Consider the following 17,011-nt stretch of genomic DNA (forward strand, 5'->3'; position numbering starts at 1 on the left):
CTGTATTTCGCGGCTGTCCCGATCTCGTCTTGAGACCGGGACATTTAAAATCAGGCTGGTCTTTGGTTCTCTAGCCGGAGTTGCGTAGTCCGGCCGCAATCCCGTTAATAGTCAGATGGATGGCCCGTGTCAGGCGCGGGTCTTCTGTCTTCTCGGGTTGGCGCTGGGCAGCGCGGTGGCGGCGGATTAAATCGATCTGCAAATAGTTCAGCGGATCGATGTAGGCAAAGCGTTCGCGCAATGAGGCGGCCAGCGTGGGGTTGTCCGCCAGCAGTTCGCGCTGGTTAATGAGTTTGAGCATGGCCAGGGTGCGGCCGTGCTCATCCGAGATGGCGCCGAAAATGCGTTCGCGCAGCCCGCGTTGCGGCACCAGCATGGCATAGCGCGAGGCGATTGCCAGGTCCGATTTGGCCAGCACCATCTCCATGTTCGACAGCAGCGTGCGAAAAGCCGGCCAGTCTTGGGCCATGGCACGCAACTGCGTCAGCCGGCCCCGTCGGGAGCGTGGCGCGCCCTGGGCGCCCAGTTCCAGATAGGATTGCAGCGCCGAACCCATGCCGTACCAGCCCGTCAGCATGAGACGGCATTGCGCCCAGGAAAAGCCCCAGGGAATGGCGCGCAGGTCTTCGATACGCTGCCCCTGCTTGCGCGAGGCCGGACGCGAACCGATATTCAGACCCGCGATTTCGCTGATGGGGGTGGCCGCGAAAAAGTAGTCAGCGAAGCCGCTGGTTTCATAGACCAGTGAGCAATAGCTTTGGCGCGCGCTGTCCGACAACACCTGCATGAGCGGACCATGAAGCTCATTATGCGCATCTTCGGCCTGCCGCGCCGCCGGTTGCGGCGTCAGGCTGGCTTGCAGCACGGCAGACACCAGCAGCTCCAGATGTCCGCGGCCGATCTCGGCGTCTTTGTATTTGCTCTGGATGACTTCACCCTGCTCAGTCAGGCGCAACTGCCCGGCCACGGTTCCCGGCGGCTGCGCCAGAATGGCGTCAAAACTGGAGCCGCCGCCACGCCCGACTGAGCCGCCCCGGCCGTGAAACAGCCGCAAACGGACCTGACGCGCGCGAAACACTTCCACCAGCTCACGCTCGGCGCGGTAGAGCGACCAATTCGAGGTCAGGTAGCCGCCGTCTTTATTGCTGTCCGAATAGCCGAGCATGACTTCCTGGGTGTCGTCCTGCGCGATTTTCACTCGCCGGCGCACTTCGGGCAGATCCAGCCAGGCGGCCATGATGTCCGGACCCCGCTCTAGGTCGGAGATGGTTTCAAACAAGGGCACGACCATTAAACCGTCATCGGGGGCGGTGGGTGGGATCAGACCAGTTTCTTTCTGCAACACGAGCACCTCGAGCAAGTCGCTCAAGCTTTCCGTATGCGACACGATGGTCTGGCGCAGGGCGGCGCGGCCATAGCGCCTGCGCGCGGCTGCCGCGGCGCGCAGAATGGCCAGTTCGCGGCGGGTGTCTTCGCTGTACTCCAGCCAGGGTGAGGCCAGCGGGCGTGCCGTAGCCAATTCATCGCGCAGTAATTGCACGCGCTCGGTCTCATCCAGCAGGTCGTAGCGGGGCGGCCCGCCCGCGCGAGCAAAGAGCTCGGTCAGCACGCGTTCGTGCACGTCTGAACTTTGACGCAGATCCAGGGTCGCCAAGTGGAAACCAAAGACCGAAACCGATTGCAGCAGGCCAGACAGCCGCAGCCTGGCAATCGGGCTGCCATGGTGGCGCGAGAGCGAGTCCATGATGACGTTCAGATCGTTCATCAGCGCTTGCGGGTGATCGTAGGGCGCTGCCGGCCGCGTGCTGCGCCGGGCAAGATCGCGGCCAGTCAGGGTGTTCGCGGTTGCGGCCAGGCGCGCGTAAATGCCGATCAGGGCCCGCCGGTAGGGCTCGTCCTGGCGATGAGGGGAGCTGTCGCCGCTGGCATCGGCTAATTCGCGCAGTGCATCGCTGACATGGCTGAGCAGGGTGGTGATCGAGAGTTCGGCGCCCAGCGCATGAACCTCGTTCAAGTAGTACTCGAACACTACCGCAGCCTGGCGCAGCATCGCCAACTCCAGGGTGCCGGCATCGACGTTGAGGTTGCCGTCGCGGTCGCCGCCTATCCAGCTTCCCATGCGCAGAAAAGGCACCAGCGGTTCGGGCGCTGCGCTGAAAGAGGATTCCGGACGTAGCAATTTCGACAGGCCGGTGTACAAGCGCGGGATGGCGGGCAGAAACGTGCTGCGGTAATAGGACAGCGCGTTCTCGATCTCGTCTGCGACCGTCAGCCGCGTATAACGCAGCATGCGTGTCTGCCAGAGCGTGTCCACACGGCCTAGCAAGGCGTTATCGATGTCGGCGATTTCTTCGGCAGTCAGGGTTTGGTCGCGCTGCGCGAGGAGGGCGGCGATCTCGCGGTGTGCGTCCAGCGTGCTCTTGCGCTGGACTTCCGTCGGATGGGCGGTCAATACCGGCATGACGCAGGCTTCAGCCAGCAGACGCCGGATACGCTCTGCGGTGACGCCCTGCGAACGCAGTTGCTGCACGGTGTGGTGCAGGCTGCCCGGCGCCGGCGCGGTCAGCGCTTGCGCGCGCTGGCGCCGGTGTTGATCGCGGTCCTCGGCAATGTTGAATAGATGCAAAAAGTAGCTGAAAGCGCGCGCCACCATATTGGGATCGGTGCCGCGCAGTTGCTTGACCAATTTCTGCATCAGCAGGCCGTCTTCCGGCTTTCCCTGGCGCCGGAACCTGACGGCGCTGCGGCGTAGCGTTTCGATGGTGTCGTAGACCCGTTTACCTTCGCAGGCTTGAACTACGATACCCAGTTGATGCCCGAGCAGGCGGATGTCGTTGCGTAAGGGCTCGGCCAGATTGGACGGCGTGCGTGTTGCGGTCATCAGGAGTTCCAGGAAAGGACGGCTGAGTTGCGGGCAAGCTGCGTAAATTCTACGCAGCCTTTCTTACATCGGGGGCTGCGTTACAGTGGCAGCTGCCATGCACTTTCCCGTTTTCATCATGCAAAATCATCAACGCCGCGCCCTGGTTCTGTTTTCCGGCGGCCAGGATTCCACCACCTGTCTGGCCTGGGCCCTGGATCGCTATGCCCATGTCGAGACCGTCGCTTTCGACTATGGCCAGCGCCACCGTATCGAGCTGGACGCCCGCTTGAATGTGCTGCGCGAGATCCGTGGCCGTTTTCCCGCCTGGGCGGCGCGTTTGGGCCAAGACCATCTGCTGGATTTGAAAGTGCTCGGTCAGGTTGGCGATACGGCCATGACCAGTGATCGGGCCATCGAAATGCAGGCCAATGGCCTGCCCAATACTTTTGTGCCGGGGCGCAACCTGCTGTTTCTGACCCTGGCGGCCGCGCTGGGCTACCGCCGCCAGCTCGATGTGCTGGTGGGCGGCATGTGCGAAACCGATTTCTCGGGCTACCCAGATTGCCGCGATGACACCATGAAGGCGCAACAGGTTGCACTCAGCCTGGGGCTGGGTTCGCGCGTCACGATAGAAACGCCGCTCATGTGGCTGGACAAGGCCGACACCTGGGCCCTGGCCGATAGCCTGGGCGGCGAATCCCTGGTGCAAACCATCGTCGAAGAAAGCCACACCTGCTATGTGGGGGAGCGTGGCCAGCGTCACGATTGGGGTTATGGCTGCGGCGAGTGTCCGGCCTGCGTCTTGCGCAAGGCAGGATGGTCGCGCTGGGCGGAGCGCGCGCCGCGCTAATGGCCGGCCTGGCGGCCGTCGTCAGGCGTGATGAGGCGGCGGGGTGTGCGCGCCGTCGCCCAGCGTACGCTGCATGAAAGTGGTATCCCGCCACTGGCCATGTTTATAGCCAACGGCTTTCAGGGTGCCTGCCACTTCGAACCCGCAGCGCGCGTGCAGCGCCAATGAGGCTGGGTTGTTATCGCCGACCACGGCCAGCATCTGACGCCATCCGGCCGCCGCGCATCGCGCCACCAGCGTATCGAGCAGGCCGCGCCCTATGCCCAGGCCATGACGGCCTTCTCGTACATAGACCGAGTCTTCGCAGGTATGGCGGTAAGCCGCTCGTGGGCGGTAGAGCGTGGCATAGGCGTAGCCCACGATTTCTCCGTCACGTTCGGCCACCAGATAAGGCAGACCCTGGGCCAGCACTGCGGCGCGTCGCTGGAAAATGTCGTGGATGCCCGGAGGGTCCAACTCGAAGGAGGAGGTGCCGTGCAACACGTGGTGCGCGTAAATAGCCTGTATCGGATCAAGATCAGTTTCCGCGCTGTCGCGGATCAGGAGGTTCAGGTTCACGCGGGCTCTCGTTGCGCTTAAGGCGAATAGCTTGCAAGTGTGCGCCCACCGTAAAAATAAATGAATACCCAGGGAAAACCCGGGGTCTGAACCGCGCCGGCCTCTCATTGTTATGCCCTCAGGCTCGTATCAGGGCGGTGATACCCGATCCAGCGTAATATTTATATCTTTGCTGACATTACCGCCCGAGAAGGATCATGCCGCACTACCGTTCACGCACCTCCACACATGGCCGCAATATGGCTGGCGCGCGCGCGCTTTGGCGCGCTACCGGCATGAAGGATGGCGACTTCGGCAAGCCCATCATCGCGGTGGTCAATTCGTTCACGCAGTTCGTGCCCGGCCATGTGCATCTGAAGGATCTGGGCGCCCTGGTGGCCAGCCAGATCGAAGCGGCCGGGGGCGTCGCCAAAGAATTCAACACCATCGCCGTCGATGACGGCATCGCGATGGGGCATGGCGGCATGCTGTATTCCCTGCCTTCGCGTGAATTGATCGCCGACTCGGTCGAATACATGGTCAATGCGCATTGCGCCGACGCCATGGTCTGTATCTCCAACTGCGACAAGATAACTCCGGGAATGCTGATGGCCGCCATGCGCCTGAACATTCCGGTCGTGTTTGTGTCCGGCGGCCCCATGGAGGCCGGGAAGGTCGTTTCGCCGACCGACGGCAAAGTGATCAAGCTGGATCTGGTCGACGCCATGATCAAGGCAGCCGATCCCAACGTGAGTGACGCCGAGGCCGAACAGGTCGAGCGCAGCGCCTGCCCGACCTGCGGCTCCTGTTCCGGTATGTTCACGGCCAACTCCATGAACTGCCTGACCGAAGCCATCGGCCTGGCCTTGCCGGGCAATGGCACCATCGTCGCCACGCACGCCTGGCGCCGTGGGCTGTTCGAGCAAGCTGGCCGCCTGGTTGTGGATCTGTGCCGCCGCTATTACGAGCAGGATGACGCCTCTGTTCTGCCACGTAGCATCGCCACCAAGGCGGCATTCGAGAATGCAATGTCGCTGGACGTCGCCATGGGCGGCTCGACCAATACCGTGCTGCATTTGCTGGCTGCCGCACAGGAGGCTGGCGTGGATTTCACGATGGCCGACATCGACCGCATTTCGCGCAAAGTGCCCTGCCTGTGCAAGGCCGCGCCCGCGACGGATAAATACCACATTGAAGACGTGCACCGCGCCGGCGGCATCCTGGGTATTCTGGGTGAACTGGGGCGTGCTAACCTGCTTGATCTGTCCTGCGGCAACGTACACAGCGGCACCTTAGGCCAGGCCATCGCACAATGGGACGTGGCCGGCGGCGCGGGCGAAGCCGCGCAAACCTTCTATCGGGCGGCGCCCGGCGGCGTGCCGACCACGGTGGCCTTCAGCCAGGATAAGACTTTCCTGACGCTGGACTTGGATCGCAAGGCCGGTTGCATTCGAAGCAAAGAACACGCCTATTCCCAGGACGGCGGCCTGGCTGTGCTCTATGGCAACCTTGCCGAGAAGGGCTGCATTGTGAAGACTGCTGGCGTCGATGAATCGCAGTGGGTATTCACCGGTCGTGCGCGTGTGTTCGAAAGCCAGGAAGACGCCGTGGAAGGCATTCTGGGAGACAAGGTCGAGGCGGGCGATGTGGTCATCATTCGCTACGAAGGCCCCAAGGGCGGTCCTGGCATGCAGGAAATGCTCTACCCGACCTCTTACCTGAAGTCCAAGGGCCTGGGCAAAACCTGCGCCCTGTTCACGGACGGCCGTTTTTCGGGCGGCTCGTCAGGCCTGGTGATCGGTCATGCCTCGCCAGAGGCCGCCGAGGGCGGTGCGATCGGTTTGGTCGAAGATGGCGATGTGATCGAAATCGACATTCCCAAGCGTCGCATGCATCTGGCGGTGGACGATGCCGAACTGGCCCGCCGCCGCGCTGCCATGGATGCCCGTGGCGACAAGGCCTGGCAGCCGCTGGATCGCGAGCGCGTAGTGTCCCTGGCCTTGCAGGCCTATGCGGCGCTGGCCACCTCCGCCGACCGTGGCGCAGTGCGGGATCTGTCGCAAATCAAACGCTGATTAGCGCCATCACCCATCCCAAAAACCGCCGTAGCCCGGCGGTTTTTTTTCGACCTGATAGGGTGCGTCTGATATGCACCCAGACTTGTCGGAGAGGCCAGGCGAGCAGGGGGGGAAAAGTGGACTCGTCGTATGGCGTCACTTGTGCAAACTGTCGCTGCTATGCCCACTAGATGCTGATGAGTCCCAATGCCCAACGATCCGCAATCCGCAATCCGCAATCCGCAATCCGCAATCCGCAATTGAATGCGTGAAGATCAGCGCCTTCACCTTGCTGGCGCTGGCGGGCATGGCTGCTGCACCGGCCCATGCCGCCGATGGCATTGTCACCATCACCGGCGAGATTACCGATAGCACCTGCAAGATCAATGGTGGTGATCCACCTGCCAATATTTTCGTGGCGTTGCCTAAGATTTCGACCACGGCCTTGAAAAATGTGGGCGATACGGCGGGCGCCACGCTGTTCACCATCAAGCTGACGGACTGCCCCACTTCACTGACGGGCAACGTTAAAGCGCATTTCGAACCCGGATCGACGACCGATTACGCCAACGGCAGTCTTTATGCTTATACGAATGTGAATTCCGTGAGTGCTGCCGTCGGCAGCATTCCTTCTCCGGCAGCCGCCAAAGTCAGCAATTTGGGCATACAGCTGGCCAATCCCGATGGCAGCAAAATCACGATCGGCGAATTACCATCCGGCCCTGGCGAGGCTCTGAATGCTCAGACCGACGGGAAGAAAACAGCCACACTGCGCTATCTGGCGCGTTACGTAAAAACGGGTGACGGCGTCATTAATGCAGGGAAGGTGGTGACCTATGTGCAGTATTCCATCGTTTATCCCTGATCGCGCAGGCGTAATCAGCGGTCTGATTCCTTATCGGTGTCTTGCCTCTGTGGCTTGCGTTGAAGGCTGAATTTCGGAAGATTCTGAGCTTGTGGCGCAGCCATACTGCGTCTCTGTGCTTTCCTTCATAGCAAAGATAATGACGCAATCCGCAATCCGCAATCCGCAATCCGCAATTGAATGCGTGAAGATCAGCGCCTTCACCTTGCTGGCGCTGGCGGGCATGGCTGCTGCACCGGCCCATGCCGCCGATGGCATTGTCACCATCACCGGCGAGATTACCGATAGCACCTGCAAGATCAATGGTGGTGATCCACCTGCCAATATTTTCGTGGCGTTGCCTAAGATTTCGACCACGGCCTTGAAAAATGTGGGCGATACGGCGGGCGCCACGCTGTTCACCATCAAGCTGACGGAGTGTCCGTCATCATTGACGGGCAACGTCAAGGCGCATTTCGAACCCGGATCGACCACCGATTACGCCAACGGCAGTCTTTATGCCTATACAAATGCGAGTTCGGTGAGTTCGGCCGCAGACAGCATTCCAACCGGGATGGCAGCCAGCAAGGTCGACAACCTGGGCATACAACTGGCCAATCCCGACGGCAGCAAAATCACGATCGGACAGCAACCCTCGACCGCCTCGGGCGCCACTCTGACAGAGGCTAGCGGGAGTAAATCGGCCACGCTGCGTTATCTGGCGCGTTACGTGAAAACCGGCACGGGCAGCATCAATGCAGGCAAAGTAGTGACCTATGTGGAGTACTCCATCGCCTACCCTTGACCGTGCAGGCCTAACGCCAGGGGTCTGATTTCTTATCAAGGCCCTGCCTGTGCGGTCTGCGTCGCAGGCTGAACTTCGGAAACTTCTTAGCTCAAGGCGCAGCCATACTGCATCGCTCTGCCCCCTTCGTTTAGCCAAGAAGCATGACGCAATCCGCAATTGAATGCGTGAAGAGCACCGCCTTCACCTTGCTGGCGCTGGCGAGCATGGTTGCCGCACCGGCCCACGCCGCCGACGGGCTGATCACCATCACAGGTGAAATCACCACCCAAACCTGCAAGATCAATGGCAACACACCGCCCTACAACCTGCTCGTCCCCCTGCCAAAAATCTCGACCTCGGCGCTGAAAAACACCGGCGACACCGCAGGCAGCACCGTTTTTCAACTCAAGCTGAGCGACTGTCCAGAGGCGCTGGCGAACCAATCCCTGTCCGCCTATTTCGAGGCCGGCCCCACCGTGGATTACGCAACGGGCAATCTGCTGGCCTACAAAACAAACGCCCTGCCCACCGAGGCGGCAAGCAGCCTCCCCAATACCGGCCTGGGCAGCAGCGATGTTTTCAGCGATATGGAGATTCAACTCGCCAATACAGATGGCAGCGCCATCAAAATAGGCTCACCCGCTGCCGAACAAAACAGCAAGGGCGTGACAGCAGCCAAAGTCAACAGCACCGCCAGCGCCACCCTCACCTATCTGGCCCGCTACATCAAAACCGGTACGGGCGCTATCGGCGCGGGCAAGGTGCAAACCTACGTTCAATACTCCATCGTCTATCCCTGACAGCCACGGCCCGGCACAGATTCAACTGTCCATCTGGTGGACGCATCATTGATCAATTCGTCCACCTGTAGCAATTCTGAGTAAGATATTTCTACAAATTCCAGGTCGGCGCTTATGCCTGCCTGGGCACAAAGATCTTCTGGCTATCGCACAGAACGCAGCAAGGATGAGACAACGGTGCCGCCGTGCCCACGCCCTGGATGCGACTTGCGAAGCCATGGCTTAGCGAGTTTTCATGGGCTTTCCCATCCAGAATCTGGCCATCATCGGCGCGGGCGCAATGGGCAGCGGCATTGCCGCGCTGTTCGCCTCTCGAGGCCTGCCGGTCGTACTGATCGACCCCGTGGACGGTGCATTAGCACGCGCCGCCGCGATCATCGAACGCCAACTTGGGGTTTATGCGCCCAATGACGTCGCCGCCTGCCTGGCGCGCATCCGTATGGAACCCGGTCTACAGGCGGCCGCCGACTGCGATCTGGTGATCGAAGCCGTTCCGGAAAAACTGGATCTCAAACGCCAGCTCTTCGCCCAGCTCGACGCGCTGTGCAAGCCCGCCACCGTCTTCGCCACCAACACCTCGGGCTTGTCGATCAACGCCATCGCCCAGGCCGTCAGCCGCCGCGACCGTTTTGTCGGCATGCACTTCTTTACCCCGGCCGATGTCATCCCGCTGGTGGAAGTCGTGCGCGGCGACGAGACCTCGGATGCCACCGCCGATCTGGCCATGGCCGTACTGCGCGCCGGCGGCAAACGCCCGGTGCGCGTGAATCGCGACATCCCCGGCTTCATCGCCAACCGCATCCAGCACGCCTTGGCCCGAGAGGCCATGTCATTGCTGGAGAAAGGCGTGGCCAGCGCCGAAGACATCGATGAGGTCGTCAAGTGGAGTCTGGGCATCCGCCTGGCCTTGACTGGGCCGCTGGAACAGCGCGACATGAACGGCCTGGATGTGCACCTGGCCATCGTCGATTACCTCTACGCCGACCTCGAAAACCGCGTCACGCCTTCCGATCTGCTCAAGCGCAAAGTCGAGGCCGGCGAACTCGGCGCCAAGACCGGCCAGGGTTTCTATGACTGGCCGGCCGAACGCCGCGAGCGTGTGCTGCGTGAAAAAAGTGCGGCGCTGGCCGCGCTGGTGCAGTGGCTGAACACGCAAAAACTCGACTGATTCCCCCCGCGCGTCTGCGCACAAAACATAAACACAGCACAAGCCTTATTAGAGTCTGTAGGAGGCATCATGAATAAACTCACTTCTTTTTTCACGGAGTTGATGCGCAAGTATCTGCCCGATCCTTTTGTCTTTGCCATCGCCCTGACCCTGCTGACGGTAGTGTTGGCCTTTGCCGTCGAAGGCCAAGGCCTGCCGCAAATCACCCGTGAATGGGGATCTGGCTTCTGGAGCCTGCTGGCCTTCACCACCCAGATGGCCGTCATCCTGGCCATGGGCTATGTGCTGGCCACCGCCCCCCTGACCGACCGTCTGCTTGACCGCATCGTGACCCATGTGCACAACCCGCGCACAGCCATCATCGTGGCCACGCTGGTCGGCGGCATCGGCAGCTATCTGAACTGGGGCTTCGGCCTGGTGATCGGCGGCATCGTCGCCAAGAAACTGGCGCTCAAGGTCAAAGGGGTCCATTACCCGCTGATCATTGCCGCCGCCTATAGCGGCTTTACCCTCTATGGTCTGGGCCTGTCGGCCAGCATCCCCGTCCTGGTCGCGACGCCAGGACACCCGCTGGCCAAAGACATGGGCGTCATTCCGCTATCGGAGACCATTTTCTCCGTGCCCATGCTGCTGACCAGCCTGGTCATCATCATCACCTTGCCGCTGCTCAACGCCTGGCTGCACCCCAAGGCGGGCGACAAAATCGTCGAAGTCGATCCCAATATCGACAAGGCCACCGAAACGGCACAGCCGGGCCACAGCATCGCTGGCGAGAACACGCTGGCCAACCGCCTGAACAACAGCCGCATCCTGAGCCTGCTTATCGGCCTGCTGGGCATCGCCTATGTGGTGTTCTACTTCGCTGACGGCAAGTCGCTGGACCTGAACCTCATCAACTTCATCATTCTCTTCCTGGGCATCATCCTGCTGGGCACGCCCGCAGCCTATGTCGCCAAGTTGAACGAGGGTATCAAAACCATCTCCGGCATCATCCTGCAATATCCCTTTTATGCCGGCATCATGGCCATCATGGCCGGCTCCGGCCTGGTCAACACGATCTCCAAGATCTTCGTGGATGTGGCCACGCCGGCCAGCCTGCCGTTCTGGGGCTTGATCAGTTCCTTCGTCATTAATTTCTTTGCGCCTTCGGCTGGCGGCCACTGGGTCATCCAGGGCCCCTTCATGATCGACGCCGCCAAAGAAATCGGCAGCGCGCTTAACCAGACCACCATGTCGGTCATGCTGGGCAACGCCTGGAACGATCTGGTGCAGCCCTTCTGGATTCTGCCGGCGCTGGCCCTGTCCAAACTGAAGTTGCGTGACGTGATGGGCTATACCGTCATCATGATGCTCTGGGTAGGCGTGATTCACATCGCCGCCGTCCTGGCCTGGGGCTACCTGACTCACTGATTCTGGAGATCCCGCATGAAACCGACCGCCTACCTGGTTACGGGCGCAAGCAACGGCATCGGCGCAGCCATTGCCCATGCGCTGCTCAATGCCGGCCATACTGTCGTAAACATCGATTACCGTCTGCCCGAAGCCGCGCCGGCCGGCCTGGTGTCTTTTCCGGCGGACCTCACCGATGCCGAGCAGACCGAAGCGGTGGCCCGCCAGATCACTGAGCAATACGCCATTGTGGGTCTGGTCAACAATGCGGGCGCCACGCGCCCCGGCAGCGCCGATACGGCCACCTTGGCCGACCTCGATTATGTCGTTTCCCTGCACCTGCGCACGGCGCTCATCCTGACCCAGGCGGTGCTGCCAGCCATGCGGGCCGCCGGCTTCGGCCGCATCGTCAACATGTCCTCGCGCGCCGCGCTGGGCAAGCCCGAGCGCGTGGTCTACTCGGCCACCAAGGCCGGCCTGATCGGCATGACACGCACCCTGGCCATGGAGCTAGGCGGAGACGGCATCACCGTCAACGCCATCGGCCCCGGCCCCATCGCGACGGATCTCTTCATGCAGAGCAACCCCGCCGGAGCGCCGCAAACACAACGCATCATCGACAGCATCGTGGTCAAGCGACTGGGCACGCCGGAGGACGTCGCGCGTGCCGCGATGTTCTTCCTGTCCCCGGACAATGGCTTCGTAACCGGCCAGGTGCTGTACGTGTGCGGCGGCACCACATTAGGCGTAGCGCCTGTCTGAAGACGGCGGGGCCCGGGCCACAAGCCCGGCCTCACCGCACGTTTGACCAAGCGCAGTCGCTCGATGCAAGGCTGTTCTCCCGCGCTTAAACCTAAGCACGCCGCTCTCCCACGCCATCACTATTACAGACCTCTCCTATGATTTCTAAGCTCGTTCCAAGTGCGGCAGCCGCCCTGGCGGATGTGCCCGATGGCGCCACCATCATGATCGGCGGCTTCGGCACCGCCGGCCAACCCATGGAGCTGATCGATGCCCTGCTCGATCAAGGCGCCAAGGATCTGGTCATCATCAACAACAATGCCGGCAACGGCGAGACGGGCCTGGCCGCGCTGTTGGGCGCCGGCCGGGTGCGCAAGATCGTCTGCTCCTTCCCCCGCCAGGTGGACTCGCAGATCTTCGACGGCCTGTATCGCAGCGGCAAGATCGAGCTCGAACTGGTGCCCCAGGGCAACCTGGCCGAACGCATCCGCGCCGCCGGCGCAGGCATCGGCGCGTTCTACACGCCCACGGGCTACGGCACCCCCCTGGCCGACGGCAAAGAAACGCGCGAGATCAATGGCCGCCAGTACGTGTTGGAGTACCCGCTGACCGCCGACTACGCCCTGATCAAGGCCGAGCGCGCCGACCGCTGGGGCAATCTGGTCTATCGCAAGACCGCACGCAACTTCGGCCCCATCATGGCCAGCGCGGCGCGCGTGGCCGTGGCCCAGGTGCGTGAAATCGTCGAACTGGGGGACATCGATCCCGAGACCGTCGTCACCCCGGGCATCTTCGTCAAACGCGTCGTACAGATCGACGCCGCCCACGGCGCCAAGGAGTAAGCATGAGCGAAAAACTGAGCCGTGACGCCATCGCCGCCCGCGTCGCGCAAGACATCCCCGAAGGCGCCTACGTCAACCTGGGTATCGGCCTGCCTACCCTGGTCGCCAACCACCTGCCGGCCGACCGCGAAGTCATTCTGCACACCGAGAACGGCATGCTGGGCATGGGCCCCGCGCCGGCCAAAGGCCAGGAAGACTACGACCTGATCAATGCCGGCAAACAGCCCGTCACCGAATTGCCAGGCTGCGCTTATTTCCATCACGCCGACTCTTTCGGCATGATGCGCGGCGGCCATCTGGATATCTGCGTGCTGGGCGCCTTCCAAGTGTCACAGCAAGGCGATCTGGCCAACTGGCATACCGGCGCGCCCGACGCCATCCCGGCCGTCGGCGGCGCGATGGATCTGGCGATCGGCGCCAAACAGGTTTTTGTCATGATGGAACTGCTCACCCGCGACGGCCAGAGCAAGCTGGTCAAGGCCTGCAGCTACCCGCTGACCGGCGTGGGCTGCGTCTCGCGCGTTTATACCGATTTGGCCGTCTTCGACATCAATAAAGACGGCATCACCGTAACGGATTTGTTCGGCGGCATGACGCCCGAACGCCTGCTCGAACTCACCGGCCTGCCGCTGAAGTTCGCCCACTGATTCTGGCGGGCCTGCCCTGGCCCTGCCCATCGATGCCGGGCGGCCAGCCGCCGCCCATTCAAGGAGAAAGAGCATGCTGTACATGGTCGAAATGCAAGTGAATCTGCCGGTTGACATGCCTGCGGACAAGGCCGACAAACTCAAGGCCGACGAAAAAGCCCTGGCCCAGAAGCTGCAACACGAAGGCAAATGGCAAAGCCTGTGGCGCGTGGTGGGCCGCTATGCCAACGTCAGTATTTTCAACGTTGACAACCACGACGAGCTGCACCAGTTGCTCTCTTCGCTGCCGCTGTTCCCCTATATGGATATCCGCGTCACCGCGCTGGCGCGCCATCCTTCGGCCATCTGATCCCGGAGCCGCTCATGCCTTACATCATCGAAACCTTCGACAAACCCGGCAGCCTGGCCCTGCGCCAGGCGACCCGCAACGAACACTTGGCCTTTCTGGATGCCAACAAGCATCTGCTGCTGGCCTGCGGCGCAAAGCTGCACGATGACGGCACGGACATGGGCGGCGGCCTGTACGTGGTCGATGTCGATACCCGCGAAGAGGCCGAGCGGCTCATCCAGGCCGATCCCTTCTACCAGGCCCAATTGTTCGAGCGTGTGTCGATCATGCGCTGGCGCAAAGCCTATGTAGATGGCAAGAGCTATCTTTGATGTTGTGAACGGCGCTTCGCGCCAGTATTCAGGAATTTCCATGCCCTACGCCGATCTCAGCCAGGTTCGCCTGTACTACGTCGTCGACGGTCCTGCCGACGCCCCCGCCCTGGTCTTGTCCAACTCCCTGGGCACCAATGCCGACATGTGGGCGCGCCAGGTTCCGGCCCTCGCCCACCACTTCCGCGTTGTGCGCTACGACACCCGCGGTCACGGCCGCTCGTCCGTGCCGGATGGCGAATACTGCTTCGAACAGCTCGCTGGCGATGTGGTCGAACTGCTGGATCATCTGGGCGTGGCCCGCGCCCACTTTTGCGGTCTGTCCATGGGCGGTCCCACCGGCCTGACCCTGGCGCTGAACCACCCTGAACGTATTGACCGCCTGGTCCTGTGCAACACCGCCGCCCGCATCGGCAGCGCCCAAGGCTGGAGCGATCGCATCGCCGCCGTAGAGAAGCAGACCCTCGCAGCCATGGCCCCTGCCGTGGTTGAGCGCTGGCTGACCGAGGGCTATCGCCAACGCGAACCCGGGCTGGCCCAGCTGCTGGTGGACATGCTGCGCCGCACGCCCGACGCCGGTTACCAGGCCAATTGCGCCGCCCTGCGCGACGCTGACCTGCGCCCGCGCCTGGCCGAGATCCACACCCGCACTCTGGTCATCGCCAGCACCCACGACCTGGCCGCCACACCGGCCGATGGCCAGTACCTTGCGGCACATATTCCCGGCGCCCGCTATGTCGAACTGGATACCTCCCATATCTCCAACTGGGAGGACCCCGACAGCTTCACGCGCCATGTTCTGGCCTTCCTGACGGAGTAAGCCATGCAACGCTGGAAACAACGCCCACCAGGATCGAACTGGGGCGACTATGGTCCGGACGATCAACTCGGCCGCCTGAACCTCATTACAGAAGAACAGGTGCTCAAAGGCGCCCGTGAAATCCGGGCCGGCAAAACCTTCTGCCTTTCGCTGCCGCTGGATTTACCCGGCGGCAATGTGCTCAACCCCCGCCGCCACCCGCCGCAACTGAGCCCGACACGCCTGAACGACACGCCCTATGTCAACTTCCCGCTACGGGCCCTCAATCCCGATGCCGTCGATGTATTGAGCGATGATCAGGTATTGCTATCCATGCAGTACTCCACGCAATGGGACTCGCTAGCCCATGTCGGCGCGCTCTTTGACGCCGATGGCGACGGGCAGGATGAACTGGTTTACTACAACGGCTTTCGCGCGGGCGTAGACATCATCGGGCCAGCCGACGCTGACCATACCGGTTGCGGCTGCAACAGTGGCGGCCCATCGGCCGCGCTTAAGATCGGCGTGGAGCATCTCGCCGAGAAAGGCATGCAAGGCCGCGCCGTGCTGGTGGATCTAGCGCGGGAATTCGGTACCGGCCGCAGCCTTATCGGCGCCGCCGAATTACAACAGGCCATGCAGGCGCAGGACGTCGTGGTCGAACCTGGCGATATGCTGGTGCTGCGCACGGGCTATGCCGAAGCCGTCGTCAAGATGCAGGGCAAGCCCGATGCAGAGGTGCTGCACCAATACGGCGCTGCGCTGGACGGAAGCGACGCCGCCCTCCTGTCCTGGATCAGCGACAGCGGCATCGCGGCCATCTGCGCCGATAACTACGCGGTCGAAGCCTATCCGGCGCGCGACCGCCAGGGCCGCCGCGCCATGCTGCCGCTGCACCATCATTGTCTGTTCAAACTGGGCCTGCCGCTGGCCGAACTCTGGTATCTGAAAGACCTGGCGCAATGGCTGCAAGCCCATGGCCGCAACCGCTTCATGCTGACCGCCCCGCCCTTGCGTCTGCCGCACGCCATCGGCTCGCCGGTCACGCCGATCGCCACGGTGTAGCGGTGGCAAGCGGGCCCGCCGGCCAGCAAGGCTCGGCGGGCCGCCTGCGGCAAGCCTCCGTCTCCCGAGTTGGGCGTCTTGTTGCGGCGCCTCGGTCTGGGCCATTTTTCAGCGCAGAGCTGATGTGGGAAAATGGCGATGGTCCCGAACCCGCCACATCGGACCCGGCGCGGCGACAAGCCACTCCACCGTGTCCGAGGGGCAATAACCGCAGGATACGACCATGTTTCCCAAAAGACTTACCGACGGCTATCAGGCCTTTCTCCAAGGCCGCTTTCCCGCCGAACGCAACCGCTACGAAGCGCTCGCCGAAAAAGGCCAGCAACCGGAAATCCTGATCATCAGTTGTTGTGACTCTCGCGTGTCGCCCGAGGCGATTTTCGACGTGGGTCCGGGCGAACTTTTCGTCGTGCGCAACGTCGCCAACCTGGTGCCGCCTTGCGACCCGGACACCGAGTCCTCCTACCACGGCACCAGCGCCGCCATCGAATTCGCTGTCAACGGCCTGGCCGTCAAGCACATCGTGGTCATGGGCCACGCCTCCTGTGGCGGTATCCGCTCCTATTACGACCACGCCGAACCCCTGTCCAAGATGAATTTCATCGGCAAGTGGATGTCGCAAATCGCCCCCGTGGCGGATGCCTTGGGCGAGAGCACCGGCGACCGCACCCAGGACCTCAAGCGCCTGGAGCTGTCCGTCATCGGCCACAGTCTGAACAACCTGATGACCTTCCCCTCGATCCGCCGCCGCGTGGAACAGGGAACGCTGCAATTGCACGGCTGCTATTTCGGCGTGGCTACGGGCGTGCTGTTTGTGCGCGACCCGGTTTCGGGCGCGTTCTCGCCCTGCGTTGACAGCCTGCCGCAGCATTAAGCCGGCAGCGTATTAGAGCACTGCCGCGATGTGCTGCGCGCATCGCGGCCGGGCCCGGATGTAAGCGGCGCGACCCTATATTCATATA

General features: G+C 62.2%; 17 protein-coding genes. 15 read left to right on the forward strand and 2 right to left on the reverse strand.

All coding sequences use genetic code 11. The features are described from left to right. Positions 1 to 70 precede the first annotated feature (70 nt). On the reverse strand, positions 71 to 2,881 hold the full coding sequence (gene ppc, locus U0029_RS15520) for a phosphoenolpyruvate carboxylase (RefSeq protein WP_114851638.1): 2,811 nt from the start codon (positions 2,879 to 2,881) through the stop codon (positions 71 to 73). Positions 2,882 to 2,999: 118 nt separating this feature from the next. Between ppc and queC the strand changes: the two genes are divergently transcribed. Further along, a complete protein-coding gene (gene queC, locus U0029_RS15525; RefSeq protein ID WP_039051986.1) occupies positions 3,000 to 3,713 on the forward strand; it encodes a 7-cyano-7-deazaguanine synthase QueC in 714 nt (237 codons plus the stop codon). Between the two features lie 21 nt (positions 3,714 to 3,734). Here the strand turns inward: queC and U0029_RS15530 are convergent, their stop codons facing one another. Next, positions 3,735 to 4,271 (reverse strand): GNAT family N-acetyltransferase, encoded by a 537-nt coding sequence (locus tag U0029_RS15530; protein WP_039051972.1) that lies wholly within the window; start codon positions 4,269 to 4,271, stop codon positions 3,735 to 3,737. Between the two features lie 197 nt (positions 4,272 to 4,468). On the opposite strand from U0029_RS15530, the gene ilvD reads away from it, so the two are divergent. From ilvD to U0029_RS15600, 14 genes are all read left to right on the forward strand, one after another. Further along, complete coding sequence (gene ilvD, locus U0029_RS15535) at positions 4,469 to 6,325, forward strand: dihydroxy-acid dehydratase (protein ID WP_012416019.1); 1,857 nt, start codon at positions 4,469 to 4,471, stop codon at positions 6,323 to 6,325. Positions 6,326 to 6,575: 250 nt separating this feature from the next. After that, the gene (locus U0029_RS15540; protein WP_236824194.1) at positions 6,576 to 7,172 is read left to right on the forward strand and encodes a fimbrial protein; all 597 of its coding nucleotides are present in this window, start codon (positions 6,576 to 6,578) and stop codon (positions 7,170 to 7,172) included. Positions 7,173 to 7,311: 139 nt separating this feature from the next. Continuing rightward, positions 7,312 to 7,956: a fimbrial protein gene (locus U0029_RS15545; protein WP_114851636.1), complete on the forward strand. Its 645-nt coding sequence runs from the start codon at positions 7,312 to 7,314 to the stop codon at positions 7,954 to 7,956. Positions 7,957 to 8,099: 143 nt separating this feature from the next. Further along, positions 8,100 to 8,738: a fimbrial protein gene (locus tag U0029_RS15550; protein ID WP_114851635.1), complete on the forward strand. Its 639-nt coding sequence runs from the start codon at positions 8,100 to 8,102 to the stop codon at positions 8,736 to 8,738. Between the two features lie 235 nt (positions 8,739 to 8,973). After that, positions 8,974 to 9,906: a 3-hydroxyacyl-CoA dehydrogenase family protein gene (locus U0029_RS15555; RefSeq protein ID WP_114851634.1), complete on the forward strand. Its 933-nt coding sequence runs from the start codon at positions 8,974 to 8,976 to the stop codon at positions 9,904 to 9,906. A gap of 69 nt (positions 9,907 to 9,975) precedes the next feature. Then, positions 9,976 to 11,316: a short-chain fatty acid transporter gene (locus tag U0029_RS15560; protein WP_012416013.1), complete on the forward strand. Its 1,341-nt coding sequence runs from the start codon at positions 9,976 to 9,978 to the stop codon at positions 11,314 to 11,316. A gap of 15 nt (positions 11,317 to 11,331) precedes the next feature. Then, entirely contained in the window at positions 11,332 to 12,057 is a 726-nt protein-coding gene (locus tag U0029_RS15565) for an SDR family NAD(P)-dependent oxidoreductase (RefSeq protein ID WP_114851633.1), read from the forward strand. Positions 12,058 to 12,194: 137 nt separating this feature from the next. Then, entirely contained in the window at positions 12,195 to 12,878 is a 684-nt protein-coding gene (locus tag U0029_RS15570; RefSeq protein WP_114851632.1) for a 3-oxoacid CoA-transferase subunit A, read from the forward strand. Positions 12,879 to 12,880: 2 nt separating this feature from the next. Next, entirely contained in the window at positions 12,881 to 13,525 is a 645-nt protein-coding gene (locus U0029_RS15575) for a 3-oxoacid CoA-transferase subunit B (protein ID WP_012416010.1), read from the forward strand. Positions 13,526 to 13,598: 73 nt separating this feature from the next. Further along, a complete protein-coding gene (gene catC / locus U0029_RS15580) occupies positions 13,599 to 13,874 on the forward strand; it encodes a muconolactone Delta-isomerase (RefSeq protein ID WP_012416009.1) in 276 nt (91 codons plus the stop codon). A 14-nt stretch (positions 13,875 to 13,888) separates the two neighbouring features. Further along, positions 13,889 to 14,185, forward strand: a complete 297-nt coding sequence (locus U0029_RS15585) for a YciI family protein (RefSeq protein WP_012416008.1) — start codon at positions 13,889 to 13,891, stop codon at positions 14,183 to 14,185. Positions 14,186 to 14,225: 40 nt separating this feature from the next. Continuing rightward, positions 14,226 to 15,005 carry a 3-oxoadipate enol-lactonase gene (pcaD, locus tag U0029_RS15590; protein WP_114851631.1) on the forward strand — a complete coding sequence of 260 codons (780 nt, stop codon included), beginning with the start codon at positions 14,226 to 14,228 and terminating at the stop codon, positions 15,003 to 15,005. 3 nt (positions 15,006 to 15,008) lie between these two features. Then, complete coding sequence (locus tag U0029_RS15595; protein WP_012416006.1) at positions 15,009 to 16,049, forward strand: cyclase family protein; 1,041 nt, start codon at positions 15,009 to 15,011, stop codon at positions 16,047 to 16,049. A 223-nt stretch (positions 16,050 to 16,272) separates the two neighbouring features. After that, entirely contained in the window at positions 16,273 to 16,923 is a 651-nt protein-coding gene (locus U0029_RS15600; RefSeq protein ID WP_012416005.1) for a carbonic anhydrase, read from the forward strand. The last annotated feature ends 88 nt before the right edge of the window (positions 16,924 to 17,011 follow it).

This window comes from Bordetella avium (genome assembly GCF_034424645.1).
GTDB lineage: Bacteria > Pseudomonadota > Gammaproteobacteria > Burkholderiales > Burkholderiaceae_B > Bordetella > Bordetella avium.

Bases quoted from the DNA above. Each gene is read 5' to 3' on its own strand.
- ppc (WP_114851638.1), bottom strand. From the start codon at position 2,881: ATGACCGCAACACGCACGCCGTCCAATCTGGCCGAGCCCTTACGCAAC.
- queC (WP_039051986.1), top strand. From the start codon at position 3,000: ATGCAAAATCATCAACGCCGCGCCCTGGTTCTGTTTTCCGGCGGCCAG.
- ilvD (WP_012416019.1), top strand. From the start codon at position 4,469: ATGCCGCACTACCGTTCACGCACCTCCACACATGGCCGCAATATGGCT.
- U0029_RS15545 (WP_114851636.1), top strand. From the start codon at position 7,312: ATGACGCAATCCGCAATCCGCAATCCGCAATCCGCAATTGAATGCGTG.
- U0029_RS15550 (WP_114851635.1), top strand. From the start codon at position 8,100: ATGACGCAATCCGCAATTGAATGCGTGAAGAGCACCGCCTTCACCTTG.
- U0029_RS15555 (WP_114851634.1), top strand. From the start codon at position 8,974: ATGGGCTTTCCCATCCAGAATCTGGCCATCATCGGCGCGGGCGCAATG.
- U0029_RS15560 (WP_012416013.1), top strand. From the start codon at position 9,976: ATGAATAAACTCACTTCTTTTTTCACGGAGTTGATGCGCAAGTATCTG.
- U0029_RS15565 (WP_114851633.1), top strand. From the start codon at position 11,332: ATGAAACCGACCGCCTACCTGGTTACGGGCGCAAGCAACGGCATCGGC.
- U0029_RS15570 (WP_114851632.1), top strand. From the start codon at position 12,195: ATGATTTCTAAGCTCGTTCCAAGTGCGGCAGCCGCCCTGGCGGATGTG.
- U0029_RS15575 (WP_012416010.1), top strand. From the start codon at position 12,881: ATGAGCGAAAAACTGAGCCGTGACGCCATCGCCGCCCGCGTCGCGCAA.
- catC (WP_012416009.1), top strand. From the start codon at position 13,599: ATGCTGTACATGGTCGAAATGCAAGTGAATCTGCCGGTTGACATGCCT.
- U0029_RS15585 (WP_012416008.1), top strand. From the start codon at position 13,889: ATGCCTTACATCATCGAAACCTTCGACAAACCCGGCAGCCTGGCCCTG.
- pcaD (WP_114851631.1), top strand. From the start codon at position 14,226: ATGCCCTACGCCGATCTCAGCCAGGTTCGCCTGTACTACGTCGTCGAC.
- U0029_RS15595 (WP_012416006.1), top strand. From the start codon at position 15,009: ATGCAACGCTGGAAACAACGCCCACCAGGATCGAACTGGGGCGACTAT.
- U0029_RS15600 (WP_012416005.1), top strand. From the start codon at position 16,273: ATGTTTCCCAAAAGACTTACCGACGGCTATCAGGCCTTTCTCCAAGGC.